The sequence below is a fragment of the Phenylobacterium sp. genome, from assembly GCF_030697305.1.
Taxonomy (GTDB): domain Bacteria; phylum Pseudomonadota; class Alphaproteobacteria; order Caulobacterales; family Caulobacteraceae; genus Phenylobacterium.
In genome coordinates, this window is sequence record NZ_JAUYQL010000135.1 from 1 (window position 1) to 25,392 (window position 25,392).

Here is a 25,392-nt window from a genome sequence, read left to right on the forward strand (position 1 = left end):
AGCTCCACGAAGGCGCCGTAGTCGGTGATGTTGGTGATCCGGCCGGTGAACTACGCGCCCACCGGATACTTGGATTCCACGACGTCCCACGGGTCCGACTGGAGATGCTTCATGCCCAGCGAGCTGCGTTGGGTGTCGGGATTGATCTTGACGATCTGCACCTTGACCGTGTCGCCCACCGCCAGCACCTGGCTCGGGTGGTTGACGCGCTTCCAGCTCATGTCGGTGACGTGCAGCAGGCCGTCGATGCCGCCCAGGTCCACGAACGCGCCGTAGTCGGTGATGTTCTTGACCACGCCTTCGCGGACTTCGCCTTCCTGCAGCTGGCTGACCAACTCGGTGCGCTGTTCGGCGCGGGCTTCTTCCAGAATGGCGCGGCGCGAGACCACGATGTTGCCGCGCGGGCGGTCCATCTTGAGGATCGCGAACGGCTGCTCGCGGCCCATCAGCGGACCGACGTCGCGCACCGGACGGATGTCGACCTGCGAGCCGGGCAGGAACGCCGAGGCGCCGCCGAGGTCGACAGTGAAGCCGCCCTTCACGCGGCCGACGATTGAGCCGACCACCGGTTCGTTGCGCTCATAGACGCCTTCCAGACGCGTCCACGCCTCTTCGCGGCGGGCCTTGTCGCGGCTGATGACCGCCTCGCCCATGGCGTTCTCGACGCGCTCAAGGAACACCTCGACGGCGTCGCCGACCTTCAGCGTGGGCTTGCCGGCGTCGTCGACGCCGAATTCCTTGATCTGCACGCGGCCTTCGGTCTTCAGGCCGACGTCGATGATCGCGAAGTCCTTCTCGATGGCCACGACCTTGCCGTGCACCACCTGGCCTTCCATGAAGTCACGTCCGCCGAGGGACTCGTCGAGCAGCGCGGCGAAATCGTCACGCGAGGGATTGAGGCTTAGATCGTCAGCCATTTGGCTCTTTCAGGTCTGAATGACGCGAGGCCGGCCGGCTCGCACATGCGAATCCAGCGTCGGAGTCCCGGCGTCTGTTGGGGGTTGAACCGAAGGCGCGAGGACCGCGGCCCCTGTCGAAGGGAGGTCGTTCGCGTAGAAAAGTCGCCCGCAGCCGTACGAGGAAAAGGCGCGATGGGATTACCGTGGACCGTTCAGGCCCGGCCGGCGCGCGCCGCCTCTACGATGCGGCGGGCCGCATCGGCGGCCTGCTCTATAGTCATTTCCGAGGTGTCCAGCAAGACGGCGTCGTCGGCGGGCCGCATGGGCGAGGCCGCGCGGCCGCCATCCCGCTCGTCGCGCAGCCGGATGTCGGCCAGCACGTCAGCGAGTGAGACGCCTTCACCCTGCGCCTCGAGTTGCCGATGGCGGCGCTGGGCCCGCACCTCAGGCGAGGCCGTGACATACAGTTTCGCCGGCGCCTCAGGCGCGATCACCGTGCCCATGTCGCGCCCGTCCAGCACCGCGCCGCCGGCCTGGGCGGCGAAACTGCGCTGCAGCGCCAGGAGGGCCGCGCGCACCGGAGCGTGAACCGCGACTCGGCTGGCGGCCTCACCAGCGCGGCGGGTGCGGAAGGCGGGATCGGAAAGCGCGTCCGGCGTCAGAGCGCGCGCCTGGGCGGCGGCGGCGGCCGGATCGTCCAGGTCGCCGCCCGCGCGCTCCAACAGCACGCCGACTGCTCGATACAGCAGTCCGGAATCCAGCACCGGCAAGCCGTAAGCCTCGCCCAGCGCGCTGGCGATCGTGCCCTTGCCGGACGCCGCCGGCCCGTCGACGGTGATGACGAAGCTGGTCATACCCCTCCTCTCCCCCGCAAAGCGAGAGGGAGAGGGGTCACGCGACGATCTCGCCGCCCAGCCCGCGCATCAGCTCGACGAAGCCGGGGAAGCTGGTGGCGATCATCCCGGGCTCGTCCACCTCGACCGGCGCGTCGGCGGCCAGCCCCAGCACCAGGTGCGACATGGCGATCCGGTGGTCGCCACGGGTGGTGACCCGCCCGCCACCCGCCACCGCATGGTTGGCGCGCGCGGTCCCGACGACGATCAGGCCCTCGGGTTCCTCTTCCACCTGGGCGCCGCAGGCCGCCAGGCCCGCCGCCATCAAGGCGATACGGTCGCTCTCCTTGACCCGCAGCTCGCCGATGCCGCGCATGGCGGTGGGTCCCTCAGCGAAAGCCGCCGCAGCCGCCAGGATCGGATATTCGTCGATCATCGAGGGCGCGCGGTCGGGCGGCACCACGACCCCATGCAGCGCCGAGTGGCGGGCGGTGACGTCGCCTACCTGCTCGCCGCCTTCTTCGCGGGCGTTGGAGATCGTCAGGTCCGCGCCCATCTCGCGAAGCGTCGTGAACAGGCCGGTGCGCAGGGTGTTGAGCAGCACGCCCTCCACCGTCACCTCCGACCCCGGCGTGACCAGGGCGGCGACCAGCGGGAACGCCGCCGACGACGGATCTCCCGGCACCCGCACCTGAGCCGCGCTCAGCGACTGGCCGCCCGGCAAGGTGATGTAGCGCCCGTCGGCGCGGTCCTCGACCTCGATGCGCGCGCCGAACGCCCGCAGCATCCGCTCGGTGTGGTCGCGAGTGGGCTCCGGCTCGATCACCTGCGCCCCGCCCTCGGCGTTCAGCCCAGCCAGCAGAACCGCCGACTTCACCTGCGCCGAGGGCTCCGGCAGCCGGTAAGAGAGATACTTCAGCGCCCCGCCTTGCAGGGTCAGCGGCAAGCGCCCGCCCGAACGCCCGGCCCAGCGTGCGCCCATTTCGCTCAAGGGGTTCAGAACCCGGCGCATCGGCCGGCCGCGCAGCGACATGTCGCCGGTGAAGGTCGCCGCGAGTTCATAGCCCGCCGCCGCGCCCATGATCAGCCGCGCGCCGGTGCCGGAGTTGCCGCAGTCGACCACGTCGCCCGGTTCCTCAAGCCCGCCTCTTCCTTCAATCTTCCAGCGCCCGTCGCCCAATCGTTCGACCTTGGCGCCGAAACTGGCCATCGCCTGGGCGGTGCGCAGCACGTCCTCACCCTCGAGCAGGCCCTCGATCTCGGTGACCCCTTGGGCCAGCGCGCCGAGGATCAAGGCGCGGTGGGAGATCGACTTATCGCCGGGCGCCCTGATGCGACCGCGGAGCGGGCCTGCGCGCCGCGCGGTCAATCCTGCCGCCGTCATGGTGAAGACGCCCTCCGGAAAGGCTTAAAATGGCTTGGGGATTGCTTTTGACAGTGGCGTTCGCGCGTGGCAAGGGAGCCCGCTTCCAAGTCCGACGCAGAGAAAGTCATAGCCTTTGGCCAATCCCGAGCTGGGCACCAAACAGATCTGCCCGAACTGCCAAGCCAAGTTCTACGACCTCGGGCGACGCCCCGCCGTCTGCCCCAAGTGCGCCAACGAATTCGACCCTGACGAGGCGGTCCGCACCCGCCGGGTGCGCACCCGCGCCGTGGCGCCTGAGCCCGACGAGGCCGAAGACCTGGTCGTCGCCGACGCCGACGAGGCGGAGGACGAAGAGGAAGAAGAAGAGGAAGTCAGCGCGCCAGAGATCGATGAGCCGATCGACGATCCGGTGATCACCAGCGACGACGACGAGGACGCCGAACCCGGCGTCGCGCCCGCCGCCGAGGACGACCTCACCGAATTCAGCGAGGACGACGAGGATCTCGAAGACGACGCCGACGTGCCGTTCCTGGAGGACGACGAAGACGACGAATTCGACGAGACCGAGATCGACGGCCTGCCCGGCGAGGACGACGAACGCTGAGGAACAGATGCGCGCGGTCGAATTCCGCAACAAGGCGGCTTGATCGCGCGCAATCGTTTGAATAGGTTCCGCGCCTTCCCGGACCGGCGGAGACGCCGGGGCGCGAAACCCGAAACGACCCCGGGGCTATAGCTCAGCTGGTAGAGCGCTTGAATGGCATTCAAGAGGTCAGCGGTTCGACTCCGCTTAGCTCCACCATGAAGCCCTCCAGCAACCCGCTGGAGGGCTTCACCATTTTCAGAAGGCGGCATCAACGGATTTGGCCGAAAGGGGCCATCAGCCGGGCCCCAGTTTGCGTTTTAGGGGACGAAATGTAGCGCCTGCGCTGCAGGGGCATCGCGCACCACACCTCTCCCACGGGTCTTAAGACGATAGCGGAATTCGCGGTCGGGCCTTCCTCCGCCGCCCCCAGCGCCCCCAACCGTTCTCAAGGATGAATACGGCAGCGAGACGAAGGCCGCGCGCCGGGTTCAGCGGAGCGCGCAAGGCGCATCGCCTGTGCGACAGGCGAGCTTCAAAGGACCGCGCGAGGGCAAATGGCTGAGGAAGTCGTCCAAGAACGCGAGCTACCGCCGCGGTCGCCATGACCAATGAAGACTAGGCCCCCTTCGGCGACCTTGCTGGCGTCGCCGCCGCGCGTGTACGCTTGCGCTATGGATCTTCGGAACATGCGCCAAATGCTCGCGGTGCAGGCGCATGGAAGCTTCGCCCGGGCGGCAGAGTTTTTGGGTATTTCTCAACCGAGCCTGTCCACAGCGATCGCGCGGCTCGAAGACCAACTGGGCGTTCGCCTCTTCGATCGAACCCCGACAGGCTCGGAGCTTACGCCCATCGGCGAGATCATCGCGCAACGTGCTGTCAGGGTTCTGGCCGAGACGGAGAGTATAATCCGCGATGCGGAGCTGATCGCTGGTGGCGAGAGCGGGCTGTTTCGCCTGGGGGTCGGCGCGGCTTTGAAGCCCAATTTCCTGCCGCGCTACGTCCGATTGATCGCGGAGCAGCACCCGGCCTTGAGCTTGCACATTGATGTCCACGATCGCGATAAGCTGCTCCCGCTTCTCAAAGCGCGAGAGCTTGATCTGGTGGTGTGCGCGGTCGGCGACGAGATCATGGATGAGGCCCTTGTCGTCACCCCCATCATGGCGGCCAGGGTGGTCGCCGTGAGTTCACCGAACCATCCCCTCGCGGCCGAGGGACCGATTTCGGTCGCTCGCTTCGCCGAATTTCGCGCAGCGGGCTCCATGGTCGGTTTGTACACCAACACCGAGATCCTTGGGCTGCGCGATGATAGCGCACGTCCATCACATTATACCGCCAGCGACTATGACCCCCTGGTGACCTTAGCTTTGAGCGGAGCGTGTACGCTGATCGCGCCCCTCTATGTGGTTCAGTCACTCCTCGACGCAGGAGAGCTGGTGCGATTGGACCTCGATTGGACTTTCGCGGTGCAATTCGTCGCGATCACCACACGACCGTCCAGCTACTCGCCCATCGTTGCAAAGCTAGTGCTCTATGCGGCAGAGGTGGGTTTCGCCCTCCAGGACGAGTCTGGAAAGACTATCCCGTAGGAATCTATTCTGGCTCTTAGTTCGGATCGGCGTTGGCGCAGGAACCCCCTTGGATTCCGTAGAGGGCTTCGGCCGATATCGCCCGGCCATGCCAATGAATGGCGGCGTCAATGAGTAGTTTCTTTTCTAGCGGGTTCGCAGTTTTCTGCGCCTGTTCGAACAGCCCTGCTGCGAGTTTCTTGTAGGCGTCTATCGTAGACTGAGATGACATGGCTAACGGTGATCCTCAGGGGATGTCGCCGTCGTCTAATGGCTTCTCGAACGAAGGTGCGGAACCCGCTCATATTTGCGAGGTCCAGTAGCCTCAGCCTATAACTGCCCATGGGGACCTAAGCACGATCGTGCTTAGGTTGGGCGCGATCTTGGTGATTGCGCCATCTGGGAATAGCCGGATCCAAGCGGTGCGCGCCGCGAAGCGGTCTCCAGCCGCTCGGCCCTGGCGTTCGAGAGGTCAGCGCTTCGACTCCGCTTAGCTCCACCATAAAGGCCTTTCCGACGATCACCCCTGCAGAGTGACGTACAACTCTCGCTCCAGCAGCCACTGGCCGCGGCGCTCCCGCCAGGCGGCCAGATAGACGCCGCTCATCTCGATCCCGCCCTTCCAGCGTCCGGCCCAGCGACCCGCCTCGGCGGCGCGGGCGCCGTCTGCGGCGAGTTCGACGCTCTCCGTGGTGCGCACATAGTCCACGAAGGCGGCCTCGGCGAACTGGCCGGCGAAGGCGGCGACCACCGCATCCGCGCCGTGGATCAAGGCGCCGTCGCCGGCGATCAGCACCATGTCGTCGGTCAGGTGCGGGCGTAGTCGGACGGCGTCATGGGCGGCGATGAGGCGGTTGGTCAGTTTGCGTTTTGCGCGGATCGCGGCGTCGGGGGCTGGCATTGCAGGACCTTGATCGAGCGTAACGGGAGTGGTCTGGATTCAGCTTGGCCGCCAGGCTGAAGTCACCCTCGAGGATCTCTTGCAGAAAGCACAGGTGGCGGCGAACCCGGAATCCTATGTCGCAGGACTGGCGGGCTGGCAGGCCGATTGCGTCCGCAAGTTGCGCGGCGCCGTCACCTCGGCCGCCCCGTTCTCCGAGACGATCAAGTGGGGCCACCTGGTCTATCTCGCCAACGGCCCGGCCGTTCTGATCCGCGCGGAGGCGGACAGAGTCCTGCTGGGGCTGTGGCGTGGCCAGCGGTTGAAAGCGATCGAACCGCGCCTAGAGCCAGGCGGCAAATACGAGATGGCCCGGCTCGTTCTGCGAGAGGGTGACGCGCCCGACACCGCCGCCCGATTGGCCGCCGAAGCCCACAGGCTCAATGTGGAACTCGGCGATCCCACCGACCTTTCCCGCTAGCCTTCATTCGCCCTGCCCACGGCGCGCGGCGACACCGCCTGCCCACAATCCGCCTGATGGAGTTTGCCTGTGCTGCCGATCGCCCTGCTGGTCTGTTCCAACCTGTTCATGACGGTAGCCTGGTACGGGCATCTGAAATTCACCGACAAGCCGCTGTGGGTCGTGGTGCTGGCGAGCTGGGGGATAGCGCTCGTCGAGTACTGCTTCGCCGTGCCGGCCAACCGGCTGGGCTTCGCGCAGGGCTACACGGTCGGCCAGCTCAAAATCATCCAAGAGGTTATCACCCTGCTGGTGTTCGCCGGCTTCGCCACCTTGGTGCTGGGCGAGAAGCTGAAGTGGAACCACGCTGCGGCGTTCGCCTGCATGGTCGGCGCAGTGGCCTTCATCTTCGCCGACGACATCCGCCTCTAGGCAGCACATTGCTGCACTGCAACGCATCCAAAGCGCCCGCTCGCGCGTACCTGCCGTCCGGCGCTTGGCCGGATGGAGGATTTGATGTCGAGATTCACGATAGCCGCGGCGAGCGTCGCAGCTTTGTCGGTGCTGGGCGCCGGAACCGTCGCGCAGGCGCAAGCCGCTGACTGGACGGGCTTCTATGTCGGCGCGCACGCCGGTGCGGCCAGCCAGTCGGACAACGACGGCGAAAGCATCCTGTTCGACACCAATCTCGACGGGAATTTCAACAACACGGTGAACACCGCGGCGGGCGCCAACGCCTTTTCGCCCGGCTTCTGCGGCGGCGCGGCGGCGGCCTCGACGCCCGGGGCCGGATGCGATGGCGACGACGACGGTCCCGAGTTCGGCGGGCGCGTGGGCTACGACATGCAACTGGGCTCCTTCCTGGTCGGCGCGGTCGCCGAGGCCAGCCGAACCGACGTGACCGACAGCGTCAGCGCCTTCTCGACCACGCCTGCGCAGTACACCATGACCCGCAAGCTCAAGGGTCTGGCCGCAATTCGCGCCCGGGCCGGCTTCATCCTCGACCGCAACCTGATCTACGCCACCGGCGGAGCGGCGCGCGGCGAGATCGACCACACCTTCGGCAGCACCAACACCGCCAACACCTTCGTGCTGTCGGGCGACGACCACGCCGATGGCTACCAGTGGGGCGGCGGGCTGGAACACAAGCTCACCGACAATGTGAACCTGGGCGTCGAGTACATCTACACCAAGCTCGATGACGGCGGCGCGCGCGTGCGTTCGCAAGGGCCTGCGCCGGCCAACAATCCGTTCCTGCTGGTCAACGCCTCCGGGACCGACTTCCAGCGCAGCGAACAGGACTTCGAAGTCCATTCGGTGCGGTTCACCGCCAGCTACCGGTTCTGACCGACATGGCGCCCGGGATGCTCGGCGATCACACGCGACGCGGCGTCCTGGGCGCCGCCCTTTCCCTGGCGGCGGCGCCGGGGGCTTTCGCCGCGCCGAGCGGGAGGTTGCGGTTCAAGGTGTTTCGCAACGGCGTCCTGGTCGGCGAGCAGGTGACCACCATCGCCGGCGCGCCTGGCGCTCAGACCGTGACGACCGACGCCCAGCTGGTGGTCAAGCTCGGCCCGGTGCCGGTTTTCCGTTACCACCACCACGCGGTGGAGCGCTGGCAGGCCGGTCGCTTCGCCAGCCTCGAGACCACCACCGACAGCAACGGCAAGCATGAGCGGGTGTCGGCGCGTAGCGGCCCGGCCGGCGTCGCCATAGAGACCGCAAAAGGCAAGACGACGGCGCCGGCGAACGCCCTCCCCTTCACCCACTGGAACCCGCAGGTGTTCGCCGGCGCGCCGCTGTTCAACCCGCAGACCGGCAAGCTGCTCAAACTGTCGGTCAGCCGTCATGGCCCCGAGCGCCTCGCCCCGCCCGGCTCCCCGTCCGTGATCGCCACCCGATGGACAGTGCGCGGCGACGCGGAGATCGACGACTGGTACGACGCGTCCGGCGTCTGGGTGGGCCTACGTGGCAAGCTCGAGGACGGCTCGACGCTGGAGTACCGCCGCTAAGCGCCCGCTTGCCGCATCTCGGCGCGCAACTATGGTGAAGGTCTTCGTCCCTGGAGCGCCTTCCTATGCGTCTGCTGGTTCTTGCCCTCGCCCTTTCCGCCGTCACCGCGGCCCAGGCCGCGCCCGCACCGCTGACGCCCGCTGACAAGGCGGCCGCGTTCAAGGCCGCGGGCTTCAAGGCCAAAGGGCGCGAATGGGTGCGCTGCGACGACACCCAGACGAGCTCACACCAGAACGGCTCCATCGAGGTCGCCGACCTGAACGGCGACGGCGCCCCGGAAGCCTGGGTCCGCGAGAGCAGCGTGTTTTGCTACGGCGCCACCGCAGAGGCGTTTGTGTTGGTCACCAAGCGTCCGACTGGCTGGACGATCCTGCTCGACGAGGTGGGCGTCGCGAGCCCCTTGGCCACCAAGCATAACGGCTGGCCCGACATCGAGGTCGGCGGCCCGGGCTTCGGCCCGTCGCCCAAGTACCGCTACAACGGCGTGAAATACCTGGCCGGGCGCTGAGCCCGGCGCGGCGTTGAAACGGCGCAGCCTGATCCCCAGATAAGTCCTGTCTGGCGGCTGCGCGCCTATGCAGGGCGCTGCCGCCAGAGAGTCGCTTGTTCGAGGACTCTTCTTGCGATGAACCGGTCTCTGCTGTTCGACAGCCCTTTCCTGCTCGGGTTCGAGCATACCCGCGCGCTGGCGGAACGCGCCGCCAAGGCGGCGGCCGAAAGCTACCCGCCGTACAATGTCGAAGACCGTGGCGGCGGCGATTTGCGCATCACCCTGGCGGTGGCAGGCTTCACGCCCGATCAGCTCCAGGTGACTGTCGAGGACCGCCAACTGGTGGTCGCCGGCAAGCGTGACGACGCGCAGGCCAAGACCGAGGACGCCTATCTGCACCGCGGAATAGCCGCTCGCGGCTTCGTCCGCAGCTTCGTTCTGGCGGACGGGATGGAGGTCCGCGGCTGCGTTCTTGAGCACGGCCTGCTGCACATCGAGCTGTTCCGCCCAGAACCGGAGCGATTGGTGCGCCGTATCCCAATCCGGACGGCCGGCTGAACTTTGCAGCCGTTCGCGACGTTGACTTAGTTGGAGGTGGTCATGATGACGCCCGTTTTAACGACTGAAGCCTTTGCAGCCTTGGGCGCGCCGGACCTGGTGTACGTGCGCCCGGTCAAGGCCGCCGAGATCCTGGCCGGCACGCCGAACGGCCTGGTGGAAGGGTTCGAGCTTGAACCCAATCAAACGCTCTATGCAGTGCACCGCGCCGACGGCGAACGGCTGGCGGTGATGACCGATCGCGATTCAGCGGTCGCCGCCGCCTTGGCGCACGAACTGGCGCCTGTTTCGGTCCACTAGATCCGCCTGACGACAATACGGCGCGACCGCCGTCGATCAGGGGTTGTAGGCCCGCTCGCCGTGAGCGGCCATGTCCAGCCCCTCTTCGATGGCCTCGTCGCGCGCGCGCAATCCGATCGTGCGCTCAAGCACCACCGCCAGAATCAGCGTCGCGACGGCCGACCAGACGATGGTGGCGCCGACGCCAAGCGCCTGGGTGAACAGTTGTTGCACCGGCCCGACCCCCTCGGCGTAACCCTTGCCGCCCAGCTCAGGCGCCGCGAGGCCAGCGACCAGCAAGGTCCCCAGGATGCCGCCGACGCCATGCACGGCGAACACGTCCAGGGAATCGTCGATCTTCAGCCGATGTTTGATCAGCTCCACCGCCTGATAGCAGACGAAGCTACCGGCGGCGCCCAGCACCACGCCGCCCAGCGGGCCGACGAAGCCCGAAGCCGGCGTGACGGTGGCCAGGCCCGCCACCACGCCGGTGACCAGCCCGACCATGCTGGCCCGGCGGAATCTGCGCCATTCGATGAACGCCCAGACCAGCCCCGCCGTCGCCGCTGACAGGTGGGTGACCATCAGCGCTGACGCCGCGTCGGCCCCGGCGCTGAGCGCGCTGCCCCCGTTGAAGCCGTACCAGCCGACCCACAGCATGCCGGCGCCGGTCATGGTCATGCCCGGATTGTGCGGCGGCGAAAGCTCCCGCGGGAATCCGTCGCGCGGACCGAGGCGCCAGGCCAGCACCAGCGCGGAGACGCCCGCCGTGGCGTGAACCACCAGGCCGCCGGCGTAGTCCATGACGCCGCGCGCCGTCAGCCAGCCGCCACCCCACACCCAGTGGCAGACCGGCGCATAGACCACGAACAGCCACGCCGCCGAGAACAGCAGCACGGCGGAGAACTTGATGCGCTCGACGAAGGCGCCGACGATCAGCGCCGGCGTGATGATCGCGAAGGTCATCTGGAACATGAAGAACAGCGGCTCAGGCAGCGTGCCGGCCACAAGGTCGCGGCCGACCCCGATCAGGGCGAACTTGGCGAAGTCGCCGATCATCGGCCCGCTCCCGGAGAACGACAGGCTGTAGGCGCCCAGCAGCCACAGAACCGAAGCCAGGCAGGCGATCGCCACGCAGTGGGCCATCACCGAAAGCACGTTCTTCGACCGGACCAGGCCTGCGTAGAACAGCGCCAATCCCGGCAAGGTCATGAACAGCACCAGCGCGGTGGCGGCGAGCACCCAGGCGGTGTCGCCGGCGTTCACCTGGCCTGAAGCCTGGGCGCCGGCGCTTGAGGCGATGGTCGCAAACATCGCGGCGAGCGCACCGACGCGCGCGCCGCGGCAGATCCTGGGCATGCAGCCTCCCCCTTGCGCGGACGTCGCTCCCGACCGCGTCCGAATGCTCGGGTTATAAGCGTGAATCGCCCAATTCGCGAGCATCGCATTCTCGCGTGCTCATGACGCGTCGCCGTCGAGCTGGTCGGCGAGCGCCTGACGCACCGCCTCGATCAACGCCTTCAACCGGGCAGGCGGCAATCGACTCGCCCCATCCAGGAACGCCGAGAATTCCGCGAGGAACGATTCGTCTTCCGGCAAGCCCGCCTCTGTCCACTCATCCGCCAACAGGCCGCGCCAATACGGGCGGTCGCCATCCTCACTCATTCACCATACCCCCACCATCTGGACGGTAGGGATACACCTTATGATTGTCTAGACGCTCAGCGCGACGCCAGGCCGTTGCGCCGTTCCGGTGATCCGGGCCAGGATCGTTCACCATGCAGCCTCTGGATCACCTCGCACGATATATCGCCGATGCGCGCCGCATTGCGGTGTTCACCGGGGCGGGAATCTCGACGGAATCCGGGGTGCCGGATTTCCGCAGCCCCGGCGGGGTGTGGACCAAGATCCGTCCAATCCCCTTCCAGTCGTTCGTCGCCGACGAGGACGTGCGGCGAGAGGCATGGCGGCGCACCTTCACCGGCGTCGCGCGCTGGGTGGGCGCCCGACCCAACGCCGGCCACGCCGCGGTCGCCCGCCTGGTCGACGCCGGAAAGGCCCGCGCGGTGATCACCCAGAACGTCGACAACCTGCACCAGGACTCCGGCGTCCCGCCCCCCCAGGTGATCGAACTGCACGGCAACGCCAGCTACGCGCATTGCCTCGACTGCGGGCTGCGGCATGAGCTCGCGGACCTTCGCGACGGGTTCCTGGCCACCGACGCGCCGCCGGCCTGCCGCGCCTGTGGCGGCGTCGTGAAAGTCGCAACCGTCTCTTTCGGCCAGCCGATGCCGCCTGCGCCGATGGCCCGCGCAGAAGCTGAGACCATGGCCTGCGATCTGTTCCTGGTGCTGGGCTCGTCGCTGTCGGTGATGCCGGCGGCGTCGTTCCCGTTGATGGCCAAGCGCAACGGCGCACGCCTGGTGATCGTCAATCGCGATCCCACCGACCAGGACGCCTACGCCGACCTGGCGCTGCACGGCGAGATCGGCGCGGTGATGAGCGCCGTGGCGCCGGCGAACGGCTGAGAGTCAGGACGTCGCGTCGGCGCAGCCAGTCAGGGTCTCCGCACCCGCACGGACCTCCGCGCTCATCGGGTATTCCCGATCCGACATGCCGTCACTACAGGCGGCCTTGCGCAGCCGGACCTGCAGCGCGTCCGTGGATGCGCCCCAGGCTGCGGCGTCGCCCTCGGCGCGGGGGCCTGGATTCGCCGCCGTGACGTCAGGCTTGTCGGGACGCTGCAGGCGCAAGCCCTCGGGGCGGATCTGCAGCGCCCAGAACGGCTCCGTCCCGCGTGCGTCTATCGCGCCGCTGAAGCCCGGCAGTGCGGCTGGCGGCGCTAGAGGCGCGGGCTCCACCGCTTTTGGCGCATCCGCGGGCTCTTGGCTCAGCGAACCGTCGTCGGTCTTGGGCGAGCAGGCGGTCAAGGCGAGGCAAACGACGGAGACGGCCATCGGGCGCATGCGGGCATCCTTTCTTCAGGTCGCCATCACGCTAGACTCACCTGCGATGAGTCGAAACGCCCCGTTCACCTTCTATGAGTTCTTCGCCGGCGGCGGTATGGCGCGGGTGGGGCTCGGCGCGGAATGGACCTGCCTGTTCGCCAACGACTTCGATCCGGTAAAGGCGGCGACGTACCGGGCGAACTTCCCGGACGCCCAGGCGCATTTCCACCAGGGCGACGTCTGGCGGCTCGGCGCCGAAGACCTGCCCGACGCGGCCGATCTCGCCTGGGCCTCCTCCCCCTGCCAGGACTTCAGCCTCGCCGGCGCCCGCGCGGGCCTGGGCGGCGGCAGGTCCTCGGCCTTCTTCGGCTTCTGGCGTTTGATGGAGGGGCTCGACGACCAGGGCCGCGCGCCGCGTCTGGTGGTGATCGAGAATGTCACCGGACTCCTCACCTCGAATGGCGGCCGTGACTTCCAGGCGCTGTGCGAAACTCTGAGCGCCCGTGGATATGCGATGGGGGCGCTGGAGATCGACGCCGCCCATTGCCTTCCGCAGTCCCGTCCGCGGGTGTTCGTGATCGCCACGCGCGAGCCGCCCTCACCCCATCTCATCGGCGACAGCCCGTTCCAAACGCGCGCCGTGCGCGCCGCCCACGCCCGGTTGACCCAGCCGCTGCAGGCGAACTGGATCTGGTGGCGGCTCGCCGCGCCGCCCGCGCGCAACACCGAGCTGGCCAGCCTGCTGGAGCCGGACGACGCCGTGGCCTGGCATGCGCCTGCGCGCACCCAGCGCCTGCTGGACCTGATGTCCCCCGCCCACCGCCAGCGGCTCCAACACCACCGCGCACAGCCGGCCCGGAGCGTGGGGGCGGCCTATCGCCGGATGCGCGTTGAGGCCGGCGTGCGGGTGCAACGCGTCGAGGTGCGTTTCGATGGGCTGGCCGGATGCTTGCGCACGCCCCGGGGGGGTTCGTCTCGGCAGACGATCATCGTGGTCGAAGACGGCGGGGTGCGTTCGCGCCTGCTGTCGCCACGTGAGGCGGCCAGGCTGATGGGTCTGCCCGACGCCTATGTGTTGCCGAGCCCCGCCACCGCCGCCCTGCATGTGGCGGGCGACGGCGTGGCCGCGCCGGTGGTGCGCATGCTCGCCCAGGGCCTGCTGGAACCCCTGTTGAACGGCGCAGTACGGCTCGCCGCTGAATAAAGCCGGCTTCCAAAAAAACACGGAACGCTTAGGTTCGCGGCCCGACGCCAACTCTCGAACCGGAAGCTCCCCTTATGGACGCCAACACCGACCAGACCTACGACGCCGCGCGCCACAAGCGAGCCGGCCGTGGCAAGATCTTCGACAGCATCATCGACACCATGGGCGACACGCCGCTGGTGCGTCTGCCCCGCCTCAACGCCGCGTTGAAACCGCGCGGCGAAGTGCTGGCCAAGCTCGAGTTCTTCAATCCGATGGCTTCGGTCAAGGATCGCATCGGCGTGGCGATGATCGAATACCTGGAGGCCAAGGGCGTGCTGAAGGAGGGCTCGACCATCGTCGAGCCGACCAGCGGCAACACCGGCATCGCGCTGGCGTTCGTCGCCGCCGCCAAGGGTTACAAGCTGACCCTGGTGATGCCGGAAAGCATGTCGATGGAGCGGCGCAAAATGCTGCTGATCCTCGGCGCCAAGCTGGAACTGACGCCGGCCGAACGCGGCATGGCCGGCGCCGTCGCCCGCGCCAAGGAACTGGTCGAGGCGACACCCGGCGCGGTGATGCCGCAGCAGTTCGACAACGCCGCCAACCCGCTGATCCACCGGGTGACCACCGCTGAGGAGATCTGGAACGACACCGCGGGGGGCGTCGACGCGGTGATCTCCGGCGTCGGCACGGGCGGCACCCACACCGGCGTCGGCCAGGCGCTGAAGGCCCGCAAGCCCTCGGTGCGAATGGTCGCGGTGGAACCCGAGGCTTCGCCGGTTCTCTCGGGCGGACCGCCCGGACCGCACAAGATCCAGGGGATCGGCGCGGGCTTCGTGCCCTCGATCCTCGATCGCGGCGTGATCGACGAGGTGATCCAGGTCTCCAACGAGGACAGCTTCGCCATGGCCCGCCGCGTCGCCCGCGAAGAGGGCATCCCGGTCGGGATCTCCTCGGGCGCCGCCCTCATCGCAGCCTTTGACGTGGCGGCCCGTGAGGAGATGGCTGGCAAGTTGATCGTGGCGATCATCCCGAGCTTCGCCGAGCGCTACCTGTCGACGGCGCTCTTCGAAGGGCTGTGAGCGCGCGCACCGACGTCTTCGAGCCGGCCGTCCGCTCGGCGGTGATGCGCCGCGTCAAGGGGCGCGACACCGGCCCGGAGATGAAGGTGCGTCGCCTGCTTTGGGCGCTGGGCGCCCGCTACCGCCTGCATCGGAAGGACCTGCCGGGATCGCCTGACGTGGTGATGGCCGGCCGCCGGCTGGCGATCTTCGTCCACGGCTGCTTCTGGCACGGTCATGACTGCGCGCGCGGGGCGCGGACGCCGAAGTCCAACACGACGTACTGGACGGCCAAGGTCGCCCGCAACCGGGCGCGCGACGCCAGCGCTGCTCAGGCGCTGACCGACGACGGCTGGCAGGTCGAGACCATATGGGAATGCGAGATGAAGGATGAGGCGGCGCTGCGCGCGCGCCTCGCGGGCGTCATCGGCCGCTGCTAGGCGGCGGCCGTGGCCTGGATGCTCACCGGAATCAGCGCACGGGCGATGGCGGCGTGGAGCGCCGCGGCGTCGATTGGCTTGGCCACGTGGCCGGTCATGCCGGCTTGACGGCAGGCCTCCCACTCCGTGGCCTCGCTTGAGGCGGTGCAGGCGATCACCGGCGTATGCTGATTGGGTCCTGGCGTGCGGCGCAGCATCCGGCAAGCCTCTCGGCCGTCCATGACCGGCATGTGGACATCCATCAGCACCACGTCGAACACATGCGCCGAGAGTTGCTCGAGCGCGGCGCGGGCCGACGAGGCGGCGCTGAGCTGAACGCCGAACGGCTCCAGCATCAGGGCGACGGCGCGGCGGTTGACCTCGTGGTCGTCCACCACCAGCACACGCACGTCTTCGACGGAGGTTGCCAGGGTCTCCGCAGCGGCATCCTCCATGGGACGGGCGTCGGCAAGCGCGATCTCCAGGGTGAAGCTGGCGCCTTCTCCGGGGCGGCTGCGGGCATAGAGATCGCCACCCATCAGCCGGGCGAGCTCGCGGCTGATGGTGAGGCCCAGGCCCGTGCCGCCATGGGTGCGGGCGATCGACGTCTGGGTCTGCTCGAAAGGCGTGAACAGGCGTGCGATCTGGTCGCTGCTCATCCCGTCGCCGCTGTCGGCGACCGTGAAGCGCGCCATCCAGGCTGCGTCTTCATTGGGTAGGCGGACATCCTCCTCCAGCCGGGTGGCCAGCACGCTGAGGGTGACGCCGCCGTGGTCGGTGAACTTGATCGCATTGGAGAACAGGTTGTTGAGGATCTGACGCAGCCGGGTCGGGTCGCCCGCCACATGCGACGGCAGGACATCCACGCCCTCGAGCTCCAGGTACAATCCCTTCTTGGCGGCCTCCGCCGACCAGAAGGCGACGCTGTCGGAGATCAGCGCGGGCAGGTCATAGGTGATGACCTCGATGTCCATTCGCCCAGCCTCCATCTTGGAGAGGTCGAGGAGGTCGTTGAGCAGGGTGCGCATCATCCGGCCGGATTCGGCGATCAGTGCAGCGTTGGACCGTGTCGCCGCTTTAGGGCCGGCGCTGCGCTCGATCGCCTCGGCCCCCGCCAGGATGGCGCTGATCGGCGTGCGCAGCTCGTGACTGACCATGGCGATGAAGCTGGACTTGGCGGCGGTCGCGGCCTCAGCCTCGAGGCGACGACGATCGGCCTCGGCGTGGGCCCGCTTGCGGGCGTCGCGCGAGTCCGAGCCCGAGCGCCAGAGCTCCCGGGCGGTGTTGACGATCACCACGCACAGGGCGACGGCGGATATGGCGATGATCGGCGATCCGCTGATCTTCCCCGCCGTGTAGGCCACGAACAACAGGTAGCCGGCGAACGGCGCCAGGGCGGCGATGATGGCGGCGCGCGAGCCCTGATTGGTCATCAGCGGCGTCAGCATGCCGACAACCAGCAACATCAGGCCGTAGACCAGCCCCCAGCTCCCCTTCGACGAGGTGAACAGCACCGGTGCGCCGAATACGAGGCTGTTCACGGCAAGCCAGGTGAGCGCGAGCCCTTTGCTGAACGGTCGGCGGCGTGCGGATTCTGAACCGAAAAGCGCGAAATCGAGCGCCTGTACGGCGCTGTAGAGCGCCAGCCAGAGGATCGCTAGCGTCCAGCCTATCACCGGCGTCAGGCAGACCGCGAGGCAGCCGGCGCGGAACATGCGGCTGCGCTGACCCTGGCGTCGCGCGGCCATGGTCTCGACAACGCCGTCTTCGCGAATCCTGTCGAGCAGCTTGACCACTGCATTAGCCTCCCCCGGAGGCGCGGCCGTCGCCGGCGCCTCACGAGAACAGCGGTACGTGAAAGGGTGAAAGGATTGGTAAAGCGGCCCGTTCAACCGACGGCGGCGCGGCCCTCGACCTGGATGTCGGTCGTGACCGAATTGGCGATGAAGCAATCGCGATGCGCAGCGTGGTGCAGCGCCTCGCTCGCCTCAGTGGATGGAGCCGCGCCGTCGTAGATCACCTCGGGGCGCAGGGTGATGCGGGTGATCGCCAGGCGTCCGACGGCGTTGGGCTCCATCACCCCGACCGCGTGGTCGCGGTAGCCCAGCACGCGAAGGCCGGCCTCGCGCGCCTTATGCAGGAAGGTGAGCATGTGGCAATTGGCCACGGCGGCGACGAACATCTCTTCCGGGTCGACCGCCGACTCCACAGACCAGGGCGCCGGCACGACGTGCGGCGAGGACGACGCGTCGATCTGCGCGCCGCCATCGAAGCTCAGGATGTGGGCGCGGCTGTAGCGCCCGCGCGCGAAGTCCTCGCCTTCGCCCAGCGCCCAGGCGACCTGCGCGGTATAGGTCGCCATCAGAAGGCGTCGGCCGGCAGGCTCATCAGCGTTTGTGAACCGGCCTTCAGTTTACGCAGGTGGGCGCCGGACTGGGGCAGAACGCGCTCCAGGAAGTGGCGGGCGACGACGAGCTTGCGCGCATAGAAGGGATCGGTGTCTCCGGCCGCGACCTTCGCCTGGGAGACCTTGGCGATCCGAGCCCACATGTAGGCCAGGGCGGTCAGACCGAATAGATGCAGGTAGTCGCTGGAGGCCGCGCCGGCGTTGTCGGGATTGGCCATGCCGTTCTGCATCAGCCACAGGGTCGCTTCCTGAAGTTCGCCCTTGGCCTGGGCGAGGCCGGCGATGATCGGCGCCAGGGCCTCGTCGTCTTTGTTCGCCGCTGCATAGGCGTCCAGCTCGGTGAAGAAGGCCATCACCGCGCGACCGCCGTCGGCGGCGAGCTTGCGCCCGACGAGATCCAGCGCCTGCACGCCGTTGGTCCCCTCGTAGATCATCGAAATGCGCACATCGCGCAGGTACTGGCTCAGCGGCAGGTGTTCGGTGTAGCCCGCGCCGCCGTGAATCTGCAGGGCGTTGGAGCAGACCTGGAACCCCTGGTCGGTGAGGAACGCCTTCACCACCGGCGTCAGCAGCGCCATGAAATCTGACGCCTTGCGCCGTTCTGCCTCATCGGTCGCCGCATGTGACAGATCACCCTGCAGCGCCGTCCAGAACAGGAAGGCGCGACCGCCCTCGACCATGGCGGCGGCGTCCAGCAGCATGCGACGCACGTCGGGGTGGACGATGATCGGATCGGCTGGACCGTCGGGATTCTTCGGCCCGGTGAGCGCGCGCCCTTGCAGTCGCTCTTTTGCGAAGGCGGCCGCGGCCTGATAGGCGCCCTCCGCCTGAGCGATCCCCTGCAGGCCGACGCCGATCCGCGCCTCGTTCATCATCACGAACATTAGCGCCAGGCCGCGGTTCTCCTCGCCCACCAGCCAGCCGATCGATTCGTCATGGGCCAGGACGCATGTGGCGTTGCCATGAATGCCCATCTTGGATTCCAGGCCCAGGCATTTGACGCCGTTGCGGTCGCCCAGCGTCCCATCCGCGTTCGGGATGAACTTCGGCACGATGAACAGGCTGATGCCGCGTACGCCGGCCGGCGCGCCCTCGATGCGAGCCAGCACCAGGTGGACGATGTTCTCGGTAAGATCCTGCTCGCCGCCGCTGATCCAGATCTTCTGGCCGCTGATCCGATAGCTGCCGTCGCCTTGGGCGACCGCCTTGGTGCGCAACAGACCCAGGTCGGTGCCGCAATGCGGCTCGGTGAGGTTCATGGTCCCCGCCCACTGACCGGACGCCAGCCTGGGAAGGTAGAGGTCCTTCTGCGCCTGCGATCCGCCATTCAGAATCGCGGAATAGGCGCCGTGCGTCAGGCCCGGATACATGGCGAACGCCATGTTGGCGCCGGACGACATCTCCGAGACGGCCAGGTTGACCACAGCGGGCAGGCCCTGGCCGCCGTAGGCAGGCTCGGCGCCCAGCGCCGGCCAGCCTGCGTCGACGAACTGCTGATAGGCCGCCTTGAAGCCGTCCGGCGTGGCCACGGTATGGTCCGGGCTCCACCGGCAGCCCTGCTTGTCGCCCACAGCGTTCAGCGGCGCCAGCACCTCGCCGCAGAAGCGCGCCGCCTCTTCCAGGATCTGCTCGACCAGGTCGGGCGTCGCGTCGGCGAAGCCCGGCAGGTTGGCGTACCGTTCGAGCTCCAGCACGTCGCGCAGCACAAAGAGCTGATCGCGCACAGGCGGTTGGTAGGTCATGGACGGCTCCGGCGATACGCCGCGGACCGTACGGGCAGGCCCGCTCAGACGCGGCTACTTGGCTTCGACGCCTTCCATACGACGCGGCAGGGCCGGTGCAAATTGGTCTTCGAGCGCGTGCCCGTCGGTCCGCAGCGTCGTCAGGCTGCGCTCGCAGAACGCGATGCTCTCGCGCAGGTGGTCGATCGCGCCGTCGATGTCGGTCTTCTGTTCTTCCAGCGCACGGACGCGCTCGCGGAACTTGTCGGCCGACTTGATCAGCTGCGCCTCGCCGCCGTCGCCGGCGCTATAGAGGTCGAGGATCTCGCGGATCTCGGCCAGAGCCAGACCGACCCGCTTGCCGCGCAGGATCAGGATCAGCCGTCCACGGTCCTTGTGCGAATAGATCCGGTTCATGCCGTCGCGCGTCGGCGAGAGCAGGCCCTTGTCCTCATAGAAGCGCAGCGCGCGCGGGGTGCAGTCGAATTCCTGGCATAGCTGGCGGATGGTGAACGTCCGGCAGGGCTGGCGAAGCTCTTTGTCCATGGGGGGTCTCTCCTGGGGAGGAAGGAGGCCTCGGTATAGTTGACCCTTACGTCAACGGCAACTCGCCTTCACGTAGGGGGCGCCTCGCCTGTCAGGCGACGCTCGTCAGTTCTCCGTTTAGCGCCGTTTCGATCAGGGCGATGGTCCGCTCCAGCCCGAAGATCGCCGCGAACGACCCAAACCGCGGCCCCTGGCTCTGACCCAGCAGGACCTCGTAGAGGGCGGTGAACCAGCCACGCAGCGGCTCGAAGCCGGCGGCCTTGCCGGCTTCATAGACCTCGTTCTGGATCAGCTCCGCGTCCTGGCAGCCGGAAGGCAAGGCGCGCAGCCGCGCGGCCAGGTCGTTCATCGCGCCGCGCTCGCGATCATCGGGCGCGCGGAACGTCTTCGAGGGCTTCACGAAGTCCTCGTAGTAGTTGATCGCATAGCCGGCCATGCGATCCATCAACGGTTCGCTCTGCGGCGTCGCGCCCGTGAGGTAGCGGCTGAGGAATCCCCAGAGGATCTCCTTGCTGGAGGCGTTCGCCGCCGAAACCAGGTTCAGCATCAGCGAGAACGACACCGGCGAGCCCTTCGTCGGCGGCTCCGCGCGATGGACGTGCCAGGCCGGATTATCGATCGCCGGCGCGTTGGCGCCATCGCCCGCCGCCTTGTTGAACGCGTCCAGCTGCTGCAGATATTCGTCTGTCGCCTTGGGAATCACGTCGAAATACAGCCGCTTGGCCGACTTCGGCGATTGGAACATGTAGTAGGCGAGGCTCTCGGGCGTGCCGTAGCGCAGCCACTCCTCCATGGTAAGGCCGTTGCCCTTGGACTTGGAGATCTTCTGGTTGTGCTCGTCCATGAAGAGCTCGAAGTGGAAGCTCTCGGGCGGCTCGCCCCCCAGCACCTTGACGATGCGGTTGGAGATGCGGACCGAGTCCACCAGATCCTTGCCCGACATCTCGTAGTCGACGTTCAGCGCCGTCCAGCGCGCCGCCCAATCGGGCCGCCACTGCAACTTCACCCGGCCGCCGGTGACCGGGGTCTCGGTCAGCGTCCCGTCCTCGTCGGCGAAGACGATCGTGCCGCGGTCCAGGTGACGCTCCAGGGTCGGGGCCTGCAACACCCGCCCGGTCGTCGGGCTGATCGGCAGGAACGGCGAATAGGTTGCGCGGCGCTCCTCGCCCAGCGACGGCAGCATGATCGCCTGCACCGCATCGAAGCGCTCGAGGATGCGCAGCAGCACCTCGTCCAGCCGACCCGAGCGATAGGTCTCGGTGGACGACATGAAGGTGTAGTCGAAGCCGAACCCGTCGAGGAAGGCGCGCAGCCGGGCGTTGTTGTGCGCCCCGAAGCTCTCGTACTGGCCGAAAGGATCGCGCACGCTGGTGACCGGCTTGTCGCGGTCTTCCTCCAGCATAGCGCGGTTGGGCACGTTGTCGGGGATCTTGCGCAGGCCGTCCATGTCGTCGGAGAAGACGATCAACTGCGTCGGAATCGCGTCCTCGGTCAGCGCACGGAACGCGGTGCGCACCATGGTCGGACGCGCGGCCTCGCCGAAGGTGCCCATGTGCGGCAGGCCGGACGCGCCGTAGCCACACTGGAACACCACCGTTTCGCGCAGCGCCGGCAACGCCTGAACGGCCTCGGCGAACTTGCCCTGGGCGATGAGGGCGGCGGCCAGATCGCGCCCGGCGTCGTCGAGCCTCAGACGCAGGATGCGGGCCAGCAGGCCGCGGGCCTGCTCGAACGGCCAGCTCCTGGCCTCACGCGCGGCGTGGGAAAGTCCTTGCAACATGGCCGTGGCGGTAGCGCCCCTGCGCCCTGGCCTCAAGTGCGCATTTCCACGGCGCCACGCGCGGCGGAACCAACCGTCACGCTTCGCGTCTTCGCCAGGGTGGAGCTTTCGAAGGAGTTGCGGGCCCGTGAACCTCATCATCGCCAAGCGCGCGCTGGGCCTGTTCAGCATCGGATTGGGCGTCGTCGCCGTCGCCGCTCCGGATCGGCTGGCGCGCTGGCTGGGATCGGACGCCGAGGCCGAGGCGATGAGCGCCTTCGGGGCTCGTGAGATCGCCTCAGGCGCCGGCCTGCTGTCGCCGGTGAAGCCCGCGCCCTGGTTCTGGATGCGGGTCGGCGGCGACGTGATGGACCTGTTCGCCCTGCGCTCGGCGCTGCGCCCCGACAACCCCCGTCGTCAGGTCGCGATCGGCTTCACCGCCGTCATCGTGGCGATTGCCGCCATCGATGTGGCGATGGCGCTGCACGCCTCGACCAACCGCCGCGACAACGCCGAGGCCGCCGCCTAGCCGCCGTCGCTGAGCAGGAAATGGCCGCGTAACGCCGCCACCGGCGCGGCGCGCAAGTCCTGCCACGCCTCCACGTGGACGTTGGCCACGCGGCGCCCGACCTTGCGGACGTCGGCACGGGCGTAGAGCGTCACCGGCCGGCCCGGCCGCAGGTACTCGATGGTGATGTCGATGGTCTTCGGCGTCCGCCCGCCGGGCTCGTCGACGACGAGCTGCGCCAGCGCGGTAAGCTCCATGAACGCCCCCAATACCCCGCCGTGCAGGGCTGGCAGCTTGGTGTTGCCGATCAGGTGCGGCGAGTAGGGCAGGATGGCGGTCATCTCGTCGCCCGCCAGTTCGGCGCGCATGCCGAGGAAGGCGATGTACGGCACCCGGCTGATGAACCGCGCCAGCCGTTCGGGGGCGTCGCTCATCGGCCGTTCGCTCCCAGCATGAAGGCGGCCTGGGCGGTGGCGATCGGCTCGCCGCCCTTGTCGTCATAGGCCTGGGCCCGGACGAAGGCGATCGAGCGGGTCAGCTTGTAGCAATGCGCCTCGGCGGTGATGGCGCTGCGCGGCGCGGCGGGCCGCATGTAGTCGATCCGCAGGTCCAGCGTCGGCGTGCTGCCCAGTTCGCTCACCGCCGACACCACCGCCAGACCGCAGACATGATCCAGCAGGGTGGTGACGACGCCGCCGGCGATGACGCCCGTATCGGGATCGCCCGCCAAGGCCTCGCGCCACGGCACGCGCATCACGCCACGCCCGGTTTCCACCGACACCAGTTCAAAGCCGAGAGCGGCCGCCTGAGGCGCCATCATGACCATGCCGCGGGCGACCTGATCCAACTGGGATTCGTTGAACTCCATGGGCTCCGTTTGAGCCCGCGCGCGTTTCGCGTCAACGTGGAGGAGGTGCGCGGTCAGCCCGCGGCGCCCATATGCTCAATCGATGATCCGTCCCCAGGACCTGCTGTGCCCCCGCCCCGAGGGTCTCTACTGCGCCCCGGGCGATTTCTACATCGATCCTGTGCAGCCGGTGGCGCGTGCGGTGATCACCCATGGCCACGCCGACCACGCCCGCCCGGGGCACGGCGCGGTGCTGGCGACGCCGGAGACCCTGGCGATCATGGGCGAGCGCTATGGCGCCGACTTCGCCGAGGCGGCGGAGCCCTGCGCCTATGGCCAGACGATCGCCCGCGACGACGTTCAGGTGACCCTGGTCCCCGCCGGCCATGTGCTGGGTTCGGCCCAGGCGGTGGTGCGCTGGAAGGGCCTGACCCTGGTGGTGTCCGGCGACTACAAGCGCCGCCGCGACCCGACCTGCCCGCCGTTCGAGCCGGTGCCCTGCGACGTGTTCATCAGCGAGGCGACCTTCGGCCTGCCGGTGTTCCGCCACCCCGACGACGCCGGTGAGATCGCCCGACTGCTGCGCTCCGTCGCCCAATTCCCGGAGCGCGCGCATCTGGTCGGCGCCTATGCCCTCGGCAAGGCGCAGCGGATCATCCGGCTGCTGCGCGAGGCCGGCTGGGACAAGACCATCCACGTCCACGGCGCGCTGGAGCGGCTGAACCGGCTCTATGGGGAACACGGCGTCGATCTCGGTCCGCTGGAGCCGGCGACCACGGCGCGCAAACAGGACTTCGCCGGAGCCATCATCATCGCCCCGCCTTCGGCCACCGCCGACCGCTGGGCCAGGCGCTTCCCCGATCCGGTCACCGCCTTTGCGTCGGGCTGGATGCAGGTGCGCGCCCGCGCCCGCCAGCGCGGCGTCGAGCTGCCGCTAGTGATCTCCGATCACGCCGACTGGGACGAGCTGACCGCCACCGTCGACGAAATTCGCCCGGGCGAACTGTGGATCACCCACGGCCGCGAGGAGGCGCTGGCCCGCTGGGCGGAGCTGCACGACATCCCCGCCCGCGCTCTGGCCCTCGTCGGCTACGAGGAAGAGGACGACGATTGAACCTGGAGCTTGGAATCCATCACGCTCGTGTTACCGTCACTGCAACTCTTCCGTGCGAGTTGTTCATATGCGTATTGCGAATTGTCTAGTCATCGCCTTGGCGCTCACAGCCTGTAGTCGGCCCAGCGGCACGCAATATCGCAACGACCTAACCGACGTCGCACTGATCAAACCCGCGAACGCTGCACCCGAGACAACAGCTCCCGCCCCATTCACGCCAATGCTGGCCTATCGCTATCGGTACGCCGTATTTGCCTCAGCAGACTCGGTCCGGGCATTGATCGCGCGGCACGAATCTAGGTGCGCCGCGGCCGGCCCGACGACTTGCCAAGTCGTCCTCTCTTCAGTGACTGATCAAGGACCAGGTGATATTGTTGCTAAACTGCTGATCAGAGCAACACCTGTTTGGGTGGAACATTTTCGCAGCGGTGTCGATGGCGAGACGAAAGATGTCGGTGGGAAACTTGGTCAGACTTTGGCCGAATCTGAAGACATTTCTCGTCCTATCATAGATAATGACGCGACGCTTAGAGCAAAAACCACATTACGTGATCGACTACAAAGAATTCTCGACCAGCGACCCGCCAAGATCTCGGACATGTTGGAGGTGGAACGAGAACTCGCGAGAGTTCAGGGCGAACTCGACGTTCTTCAATCCGAACTCACCATGATGCGTAGTCGGGTGGCCACGTCAGAGATCGAGATTCATTACCGATCAGCAGGTATGGCGCCGCCGGCCGGAGTCAGGACGCCGCTATCGCTAGCGCTTCGCGACATGCCTGGCATCGTGGTCGAGACCCTAGCCACGATATTGCGCGTCATCGCCGCTGCCGTACCGTGGGCGCTGATCGGGGGCGTTCTTTGGCTCTTTCGCAAACGCCTTCCGCGCTGGAGGGGTAAGAAGTCTACTCCTACGATCTGAGGCTGCGCGCTCGCTTCAAGCCTTTGCG

General features: G+C 67.7%; 29 protein-coding genes, 1 tRNA gene and 1 pseudogene. 17 read left to right on the forward strand and 14 right to left on the reverse strand.

Features of this window, described 5'->3' with window-relative positions; genetic code table 11:
- Positions 1–53: 53 nt before the first annotated feature.
- The 3 genes and pseudogenes from Q8R27_RS13790 to aroA all read right to left on the reverse strand — a co-directional run.
- Positions 54–917 (reverse strand): annotated as a pseudogene (locus tag Q8R27_RS13790) (S1 RNA-binding domain-containing protein); the annotation flags it as partial.
- A 194-nt stretch (positions 918–1,111) separates the two neighbouring features.
- Positions 1,112–1,753 carry a (d)CMP kinase gene (gene cmk / locus Q8R27_RS13795; protein ID WP_305699562.1) on the reverse strand — a complete coding sequence of 214 codons (642 nt, stop codon included), beginning with the start codon at positions 1,751–1,753 and terminating at the stop codon, positions 1,112–1,114.
- A 37-nt stretch (positions 1,754–1,790) separates the two neighbouring features.
- Complete coding sequence (gene aroA, locus Q8R27_RS13800; protein ID WP_305699563.1) at positions 1,791–3,116, reverse strand: 3-phosphoshikimate 1-carboxyvinyltransferase; 1,326 nt, start codon at positions 3,114–3,116, stop codon at positions 1,791–1,793.
- Positions 3,117–3,231: 115 nt separating this feature from the next.
- On the opposite strand from aroA, the gene Q8R27_RS13805 reads away from it, so the two are divergent.
- The 3 genes from Q8R27_RS13805 to Q8R27_RS13815 all read left to right on the forward strand — a co-directional run bounded on the left by Q8R27_RS13805 (position 3,232) and on the right by Q8R27_RS13815 (position 5,270).
- Complete coding sequence (locus Q8R27_RS13805) at positions 3,232–3,702, forward strand: TIGR02300 family protein (protein WP_305699564.1); 471 nt, start codon at positions 3,232–3,234, stop codon at positions 3,700–3,702.
- Between the two features lie 122 nt (positions 3,703–3,824).
- Positions 3,825–3,900: transfer RNA gene (locus Q8R27_RS13810), tRNA-Ala, on the forward strand.
- A gap of 470 nt (positions 3,901–4,370) precedes the next feature.
- Complete coding sequence (locus Q8R27_RS13815; protein WP_305699565.1) at positions 4,371–5,270, forward strand: LysR family transcriptional regulator; 900 nt, start codon at positions 4,371–4,373, stop codon at positions 5,268–5,270.
- A 499-nt stretch (positions 5,271–5,769) separates the two neighbouring features.
- On the opposite strand, the gene Q8R27_RS13820 is transcribed toward Q8R27_RS13815, so the two are convergent.
- Positions 5,770–6,150: a DUF4440 domain-containing protein gene (locus Q8R27_RS13820; RefSeq protein ID WP_305699566.1), complete on the reverse strand. Its 381-nt coding sequence runs from the start codon at positions 6,148–6,150 to the stop codon at positions 5,770–5,772.
- A 28-nt stretch (positions 6,151–6,178) separates the two neighbouring features.
- On the opposite strand from Q8R27_RS13820, the gene Q8R27_RS13825 reads away from it, so the two are divergent.
- The 7 genes from Q8R27_RS13825 (at position 6,179) to Q8R27_RS13855 (ending at position 9,947) form a co-directional block, all read left to right on the forward strand.
- Positions 6,179–6,610, forward strand: coding sequence for a DUF1801 domain-containing protein (locus Q8R27_RS13825; RefSeq protein ID WP_305699567.1), 432 nt, complete (start codon positions 6,179–6,181; stop codon positions 6,608–6,610).
- Positions 6,611–6,679: 69 nt separating this feature from the next.
- On the forward strand, positions 6,680–7,021 hold the full coding sequence (locus Q8R27_RS13830; protein WP_305699568.1) for a DMT family protein: 342 nt from the start codon (positions 6,680–6,682) through the stop codon (positions 7,019–7,021).
- Positions 7,022–7,105: 84 nt separating this feature from the next.
- Positions 7,106–7,936: an outer membrane protein gene (locus Q8R27_RS13835; protein ID WP_305699569.1), complete on the forward strand. Its 831-nt coding sequence runs from the start codon at positions 7,106–7,108 to the stop codon at positions 7,934–7,936.
- A gap of 17 nt (positions 7,937–7,953) precedes the next feature.
- Positions 7,954–8,598, forward strand: coding sequence for a DUF6134 family protein (locus tag Q8R27_RS13840; protein WP_305699570.1), 645 nt, complete (start codon positions 7,954–7,956; stop codon positions 8,596–8,598).
- 65 nt (positions 8,599–8,663) lie between these two features.
- Complete coding sequence (locus Q8R27_RS13845; protein WP_305699571.1) at positions 8,664–9,107, forward strand: hypothetical protein; 444 nt, start codon at positions 8,664–8,666, stop codon at positions 9,105–9,107.
- Between the two features lie 117 nt (positions 9,108–9,224).
- On the forward strand, positions 9,225–9,647 hold the full coding sequence (locus Q8R27_RS13850; RefSeq protein ID WP_305699572.1) for an Hsp20 family protein: 423 nt from the start codon (positions 9,225–9,227) through the stop codon (positions 9,645–9,647).
- A 45-nt stretch (positions 9,648–9,692) separates the two neighbouring features.
- Positions 9,693–9,947, forward strand: coding sequence for a DUF1150 domain-containing protein (locus Q8R27_RS13855; protein ID WP_305699647.1), 255 nt, complete (start codon positions 9,693–9,695; stop codon positions 9,945–9,947).
- Between the two features lie 36 nt (positions 9,948–9,983).
- Here the strand turns inward: Q8R27_RS13855 and Q8R27_RS13860 are convergent, their stop codons facing one another.
- Together Q8R27_RS13860 and Q8R27_RS13865 are read right to left on the reverse strand one after the other, a co-directional pair.
- Positions 9,984–11,285, reverse strand: a complete 1,302-nt coding sequence (locus Q8R27_RS13860; RefSeq protein WP_305699573.1) for an ammonium transporter — start codon at positions 11,283–11,285, stop codon at positions 9,984–9,986.
- A 99-nt stretch (positions 11,286–11,384) separates the two neighbouring features.
- On the reverse strand, positions 11,385–11,525 hold the full coding sequence (locus Q8R27_RS13865) for a hypothetical protein (RefSeq protein WP_305699574.1): 141 nt from the start codon (positions 11,523–11,525) through the stop codon (positions 11,385–11,387).
- Positions 11,526–11,704: 179 nt separating this feature from the next.
- Between Q8R27_RS13865 and Q8R27_RS13870 the strand changes: the two genes are divergently transcribed.
- On the forward strand, positions 11,705–12,454 hold the full coding sequence (locus Q8R27_RS13870; RefSeq protein ID WP_305699575.1) for a Sir2 family NAD-dependent protein deacetylase: 750 nt from the start codon (positions 11,705–11,707) through the stop codon (positions 12,452–12,454).
- Between the two features lie 3 nt (positions 12,455–12,457).
- Here Q8R27_RS13870 and Q8R27_RS13875 read toward each other — a convergent pair whose 3' ends face one another.
- Positions 12,458–12,892 carry a COG3650 family protein gene (locus Q8R27_RS13875; protein WP_305699576.1) on the reverse strand — a complete coding sequence of 145 codons (435 nt, stop codon included), beginning with the start codon at positions 12,890–12,892 and terminating at the stop codon, positions 12,458–12,460.
- Between the two features lie 46 nt (positions 12,893–12,938).
- Here Q8R27_RS13875 and Q8R27_RS13880 point away from each other — a divergent pair, with 46 nt between their 5' ends.
- The 3 genes from Q8R27_RS13880 to Q8R27_RS13890 all read left to right on the forward strand — a co-directional run bounded on the left by Q8R27_RS13880 (position 12,939) and on the right by Q8R27_RS13890 (position 15,561).
- On the forward strand, positions 12,939–14,078 hold the full coding sequence (locus tag Q8R27_RS13880; protein WP_305699577.1) for a DNA cytosine methyltransferase: 1,140 nt from the start codon (positions 12,939–12,941) through the stop codon (positions 14,076–14,078).
- 74 nt (positions 14,079–14,152) lie between these two features.
- Positions 14,153–15,142, forward strand: a complete 990-nt coding sequence (cysK, locus tag Q8R27_RS13885) for a cysteine synthase A (protein ID WP_305699578.1) — start codon at positions 14,153–14,155, stop codon at positions 15,140–15,142.
- The gene (locus Q8R27_RS13890; protein WP_305699579.1) at positions 15,139–15,561 is read left to right on the forward strand and encodes a very short patch repair endonuclease; all 423 of its coding nucleotides are present in this window, start codon (positions 15,139–15,141) and stop codon (positions 15,559–15,561) included. The genes cysK and Q8R27_RS13890 overlap by 4 nt, the downstream gene beginning before the upstream one ends.
- Here Q8R27_RS13890 and Q8R27_RS13895 read toward each other — a convergent pair.
- The 5 genes from Q8R27_RS13895 to Q8R27_RS13915 all read right to left on the reverse strand — a co-directional run bounded on the left by Q8R27_RS13895 (position 15,558) and on the right by Q8R27_RS13915 (position 21,994).
- Entirely contained in the window at positions 15,558–17,336 is a 1,779-nt protein-coding gene (locus tag Q8R27_RS13895; protein WP_305699580.1) for a response regulator, read from the reverse strand. The genes Q8R27_RS13890 and Q8R27_RS13895 overlap by 4 nt on opposite strands.
- Positions 17,337–17,428: 92 nt before the next feature.
- On the reverse strand, positions 17,429–17,902 hold the full coding sequence (locus tag Q8R27_RS13900) for an OsmC family protein (RefSeq protein ID WP_305699581.1): 474 nt from the start codon (positions 17,900–17,902) through the stop codon (positions 17,429–17,431).
- On the reverse strand, positions 17,902–19,689 hold the full coding sequence (locus Q8R27_RS13905) for an acyl-CoA dehydrogenase C-terminal domain-containing protein (protein ID WP_305699582.1): 1,788 nt from the start codon (positions 19,687–19,689) through the stop codon (positions 17,902–17,904). Before Q8R27_RS13905 ends, Q8R27_RS13900 begins: the two co-directional genes overlap by 1 nt.
- Positions 19,690–19,743: 54 nt before the next feature.
- On the reverse strand, positions 19,744–20,214 hold the full coding sequence (locus tag Q8R27_RS13910) for a MerR family DNA-binding transcriptional regulator (RefSeq protein WP_305699583.1): 471 nt from the start codon (positions 20,212–20,214) through the stop codon (positions 19,744–19,746).
- A gap of 91 nt (positions 20,215–20,305) precedes the next feature.
- Positions 20,306–21,994: a lysine--tRNA ligase gene (locus Q8R27_RS13915; protein WP_305699584.1), complete on the reverse strand. Its 1,689-nt coding sequence runs from the start codon at positions 21,992–21,994 to the stop codon at positions 20,306–20,308.
- A gap of 127 nt (positions 21,995–22,121) precedes the next feature.
- On the opposite strand from Q8R27_RS13915, the gene Q8R27_RS13920 reads away from it, so the two are divergent.
- Entirely contained in the window at positions 22,122–22,502 is a 381-nt protein-coding gene (locus Q8R27_RS13920) for a hypothetical protein (RefSeq protein ID WP_305699585.1), read from the forward strand.
- Here the strand turns inward: Q8R27_RS13920 and Q8R27_RS13925 are convergent.
- Positions 22,499–22,915 carry a PaaI family thioesterase gene (locus Q8R27_RS13925; protein WP_305699586.1) on the reverse strand — a complete coding sequence of 139 codons (417 nt, stop codon included), beginning with the start codon at positions 22,913–22,915 and terminating at the stop codon, positions 22,499–22,501. The two genes, Q8R27_RS13920 and Q8R27_RS13925, sit on opposite strands and share 4 nt — an antisense overlap.
- Positions 22,912–23,349: a PaaI family thioesterase gene (locus Q8R27_RS13930; RefSeq protein WP_305699587.1), complete on the reverse strand. Its 438-nt coding sequence runs from the start codon at positions 23,347–23,349 to the stop codon at positions 22,912–22,914. The genes Q8R27_RS13925 and Q8R27_RS13930 overlap by 4 nt, the downstream gene beginning before the upstream one ends.
- Before the next feature lie 82 nt (positions 23,350–23,431).
- Here Q8R27_RS13930 and Q8R27_RS13935 point away from each other — a divergent pair, with 82 nt between their 5' ends.
- On the forward strand, positions 23,432–24,442 hold the full coding sequence (locus Q8R27_RS13935) for a ligase-associated DNA damage response exonuclease (protein WP_305699588.1): 1,011 nt from the start codon (positions 23,432–23,434) through the stop codon (positions 24,440–24,442).
- Between the two features lie 67 nt (positions 24,443–24,509).
- Positions 24,510–25,364, forward strand: a complete 855-nt coding sequence (locus Q8R27_RS13940; RefSeq protein ID WP_305699589.1) for a DUF4349 domain-containing protein — start codon at positions 24,510–24,512, stop codon at positions 25,362–25,364.
- Positions 25,365–25,392 lie beyond the last annotated feature (28 nt).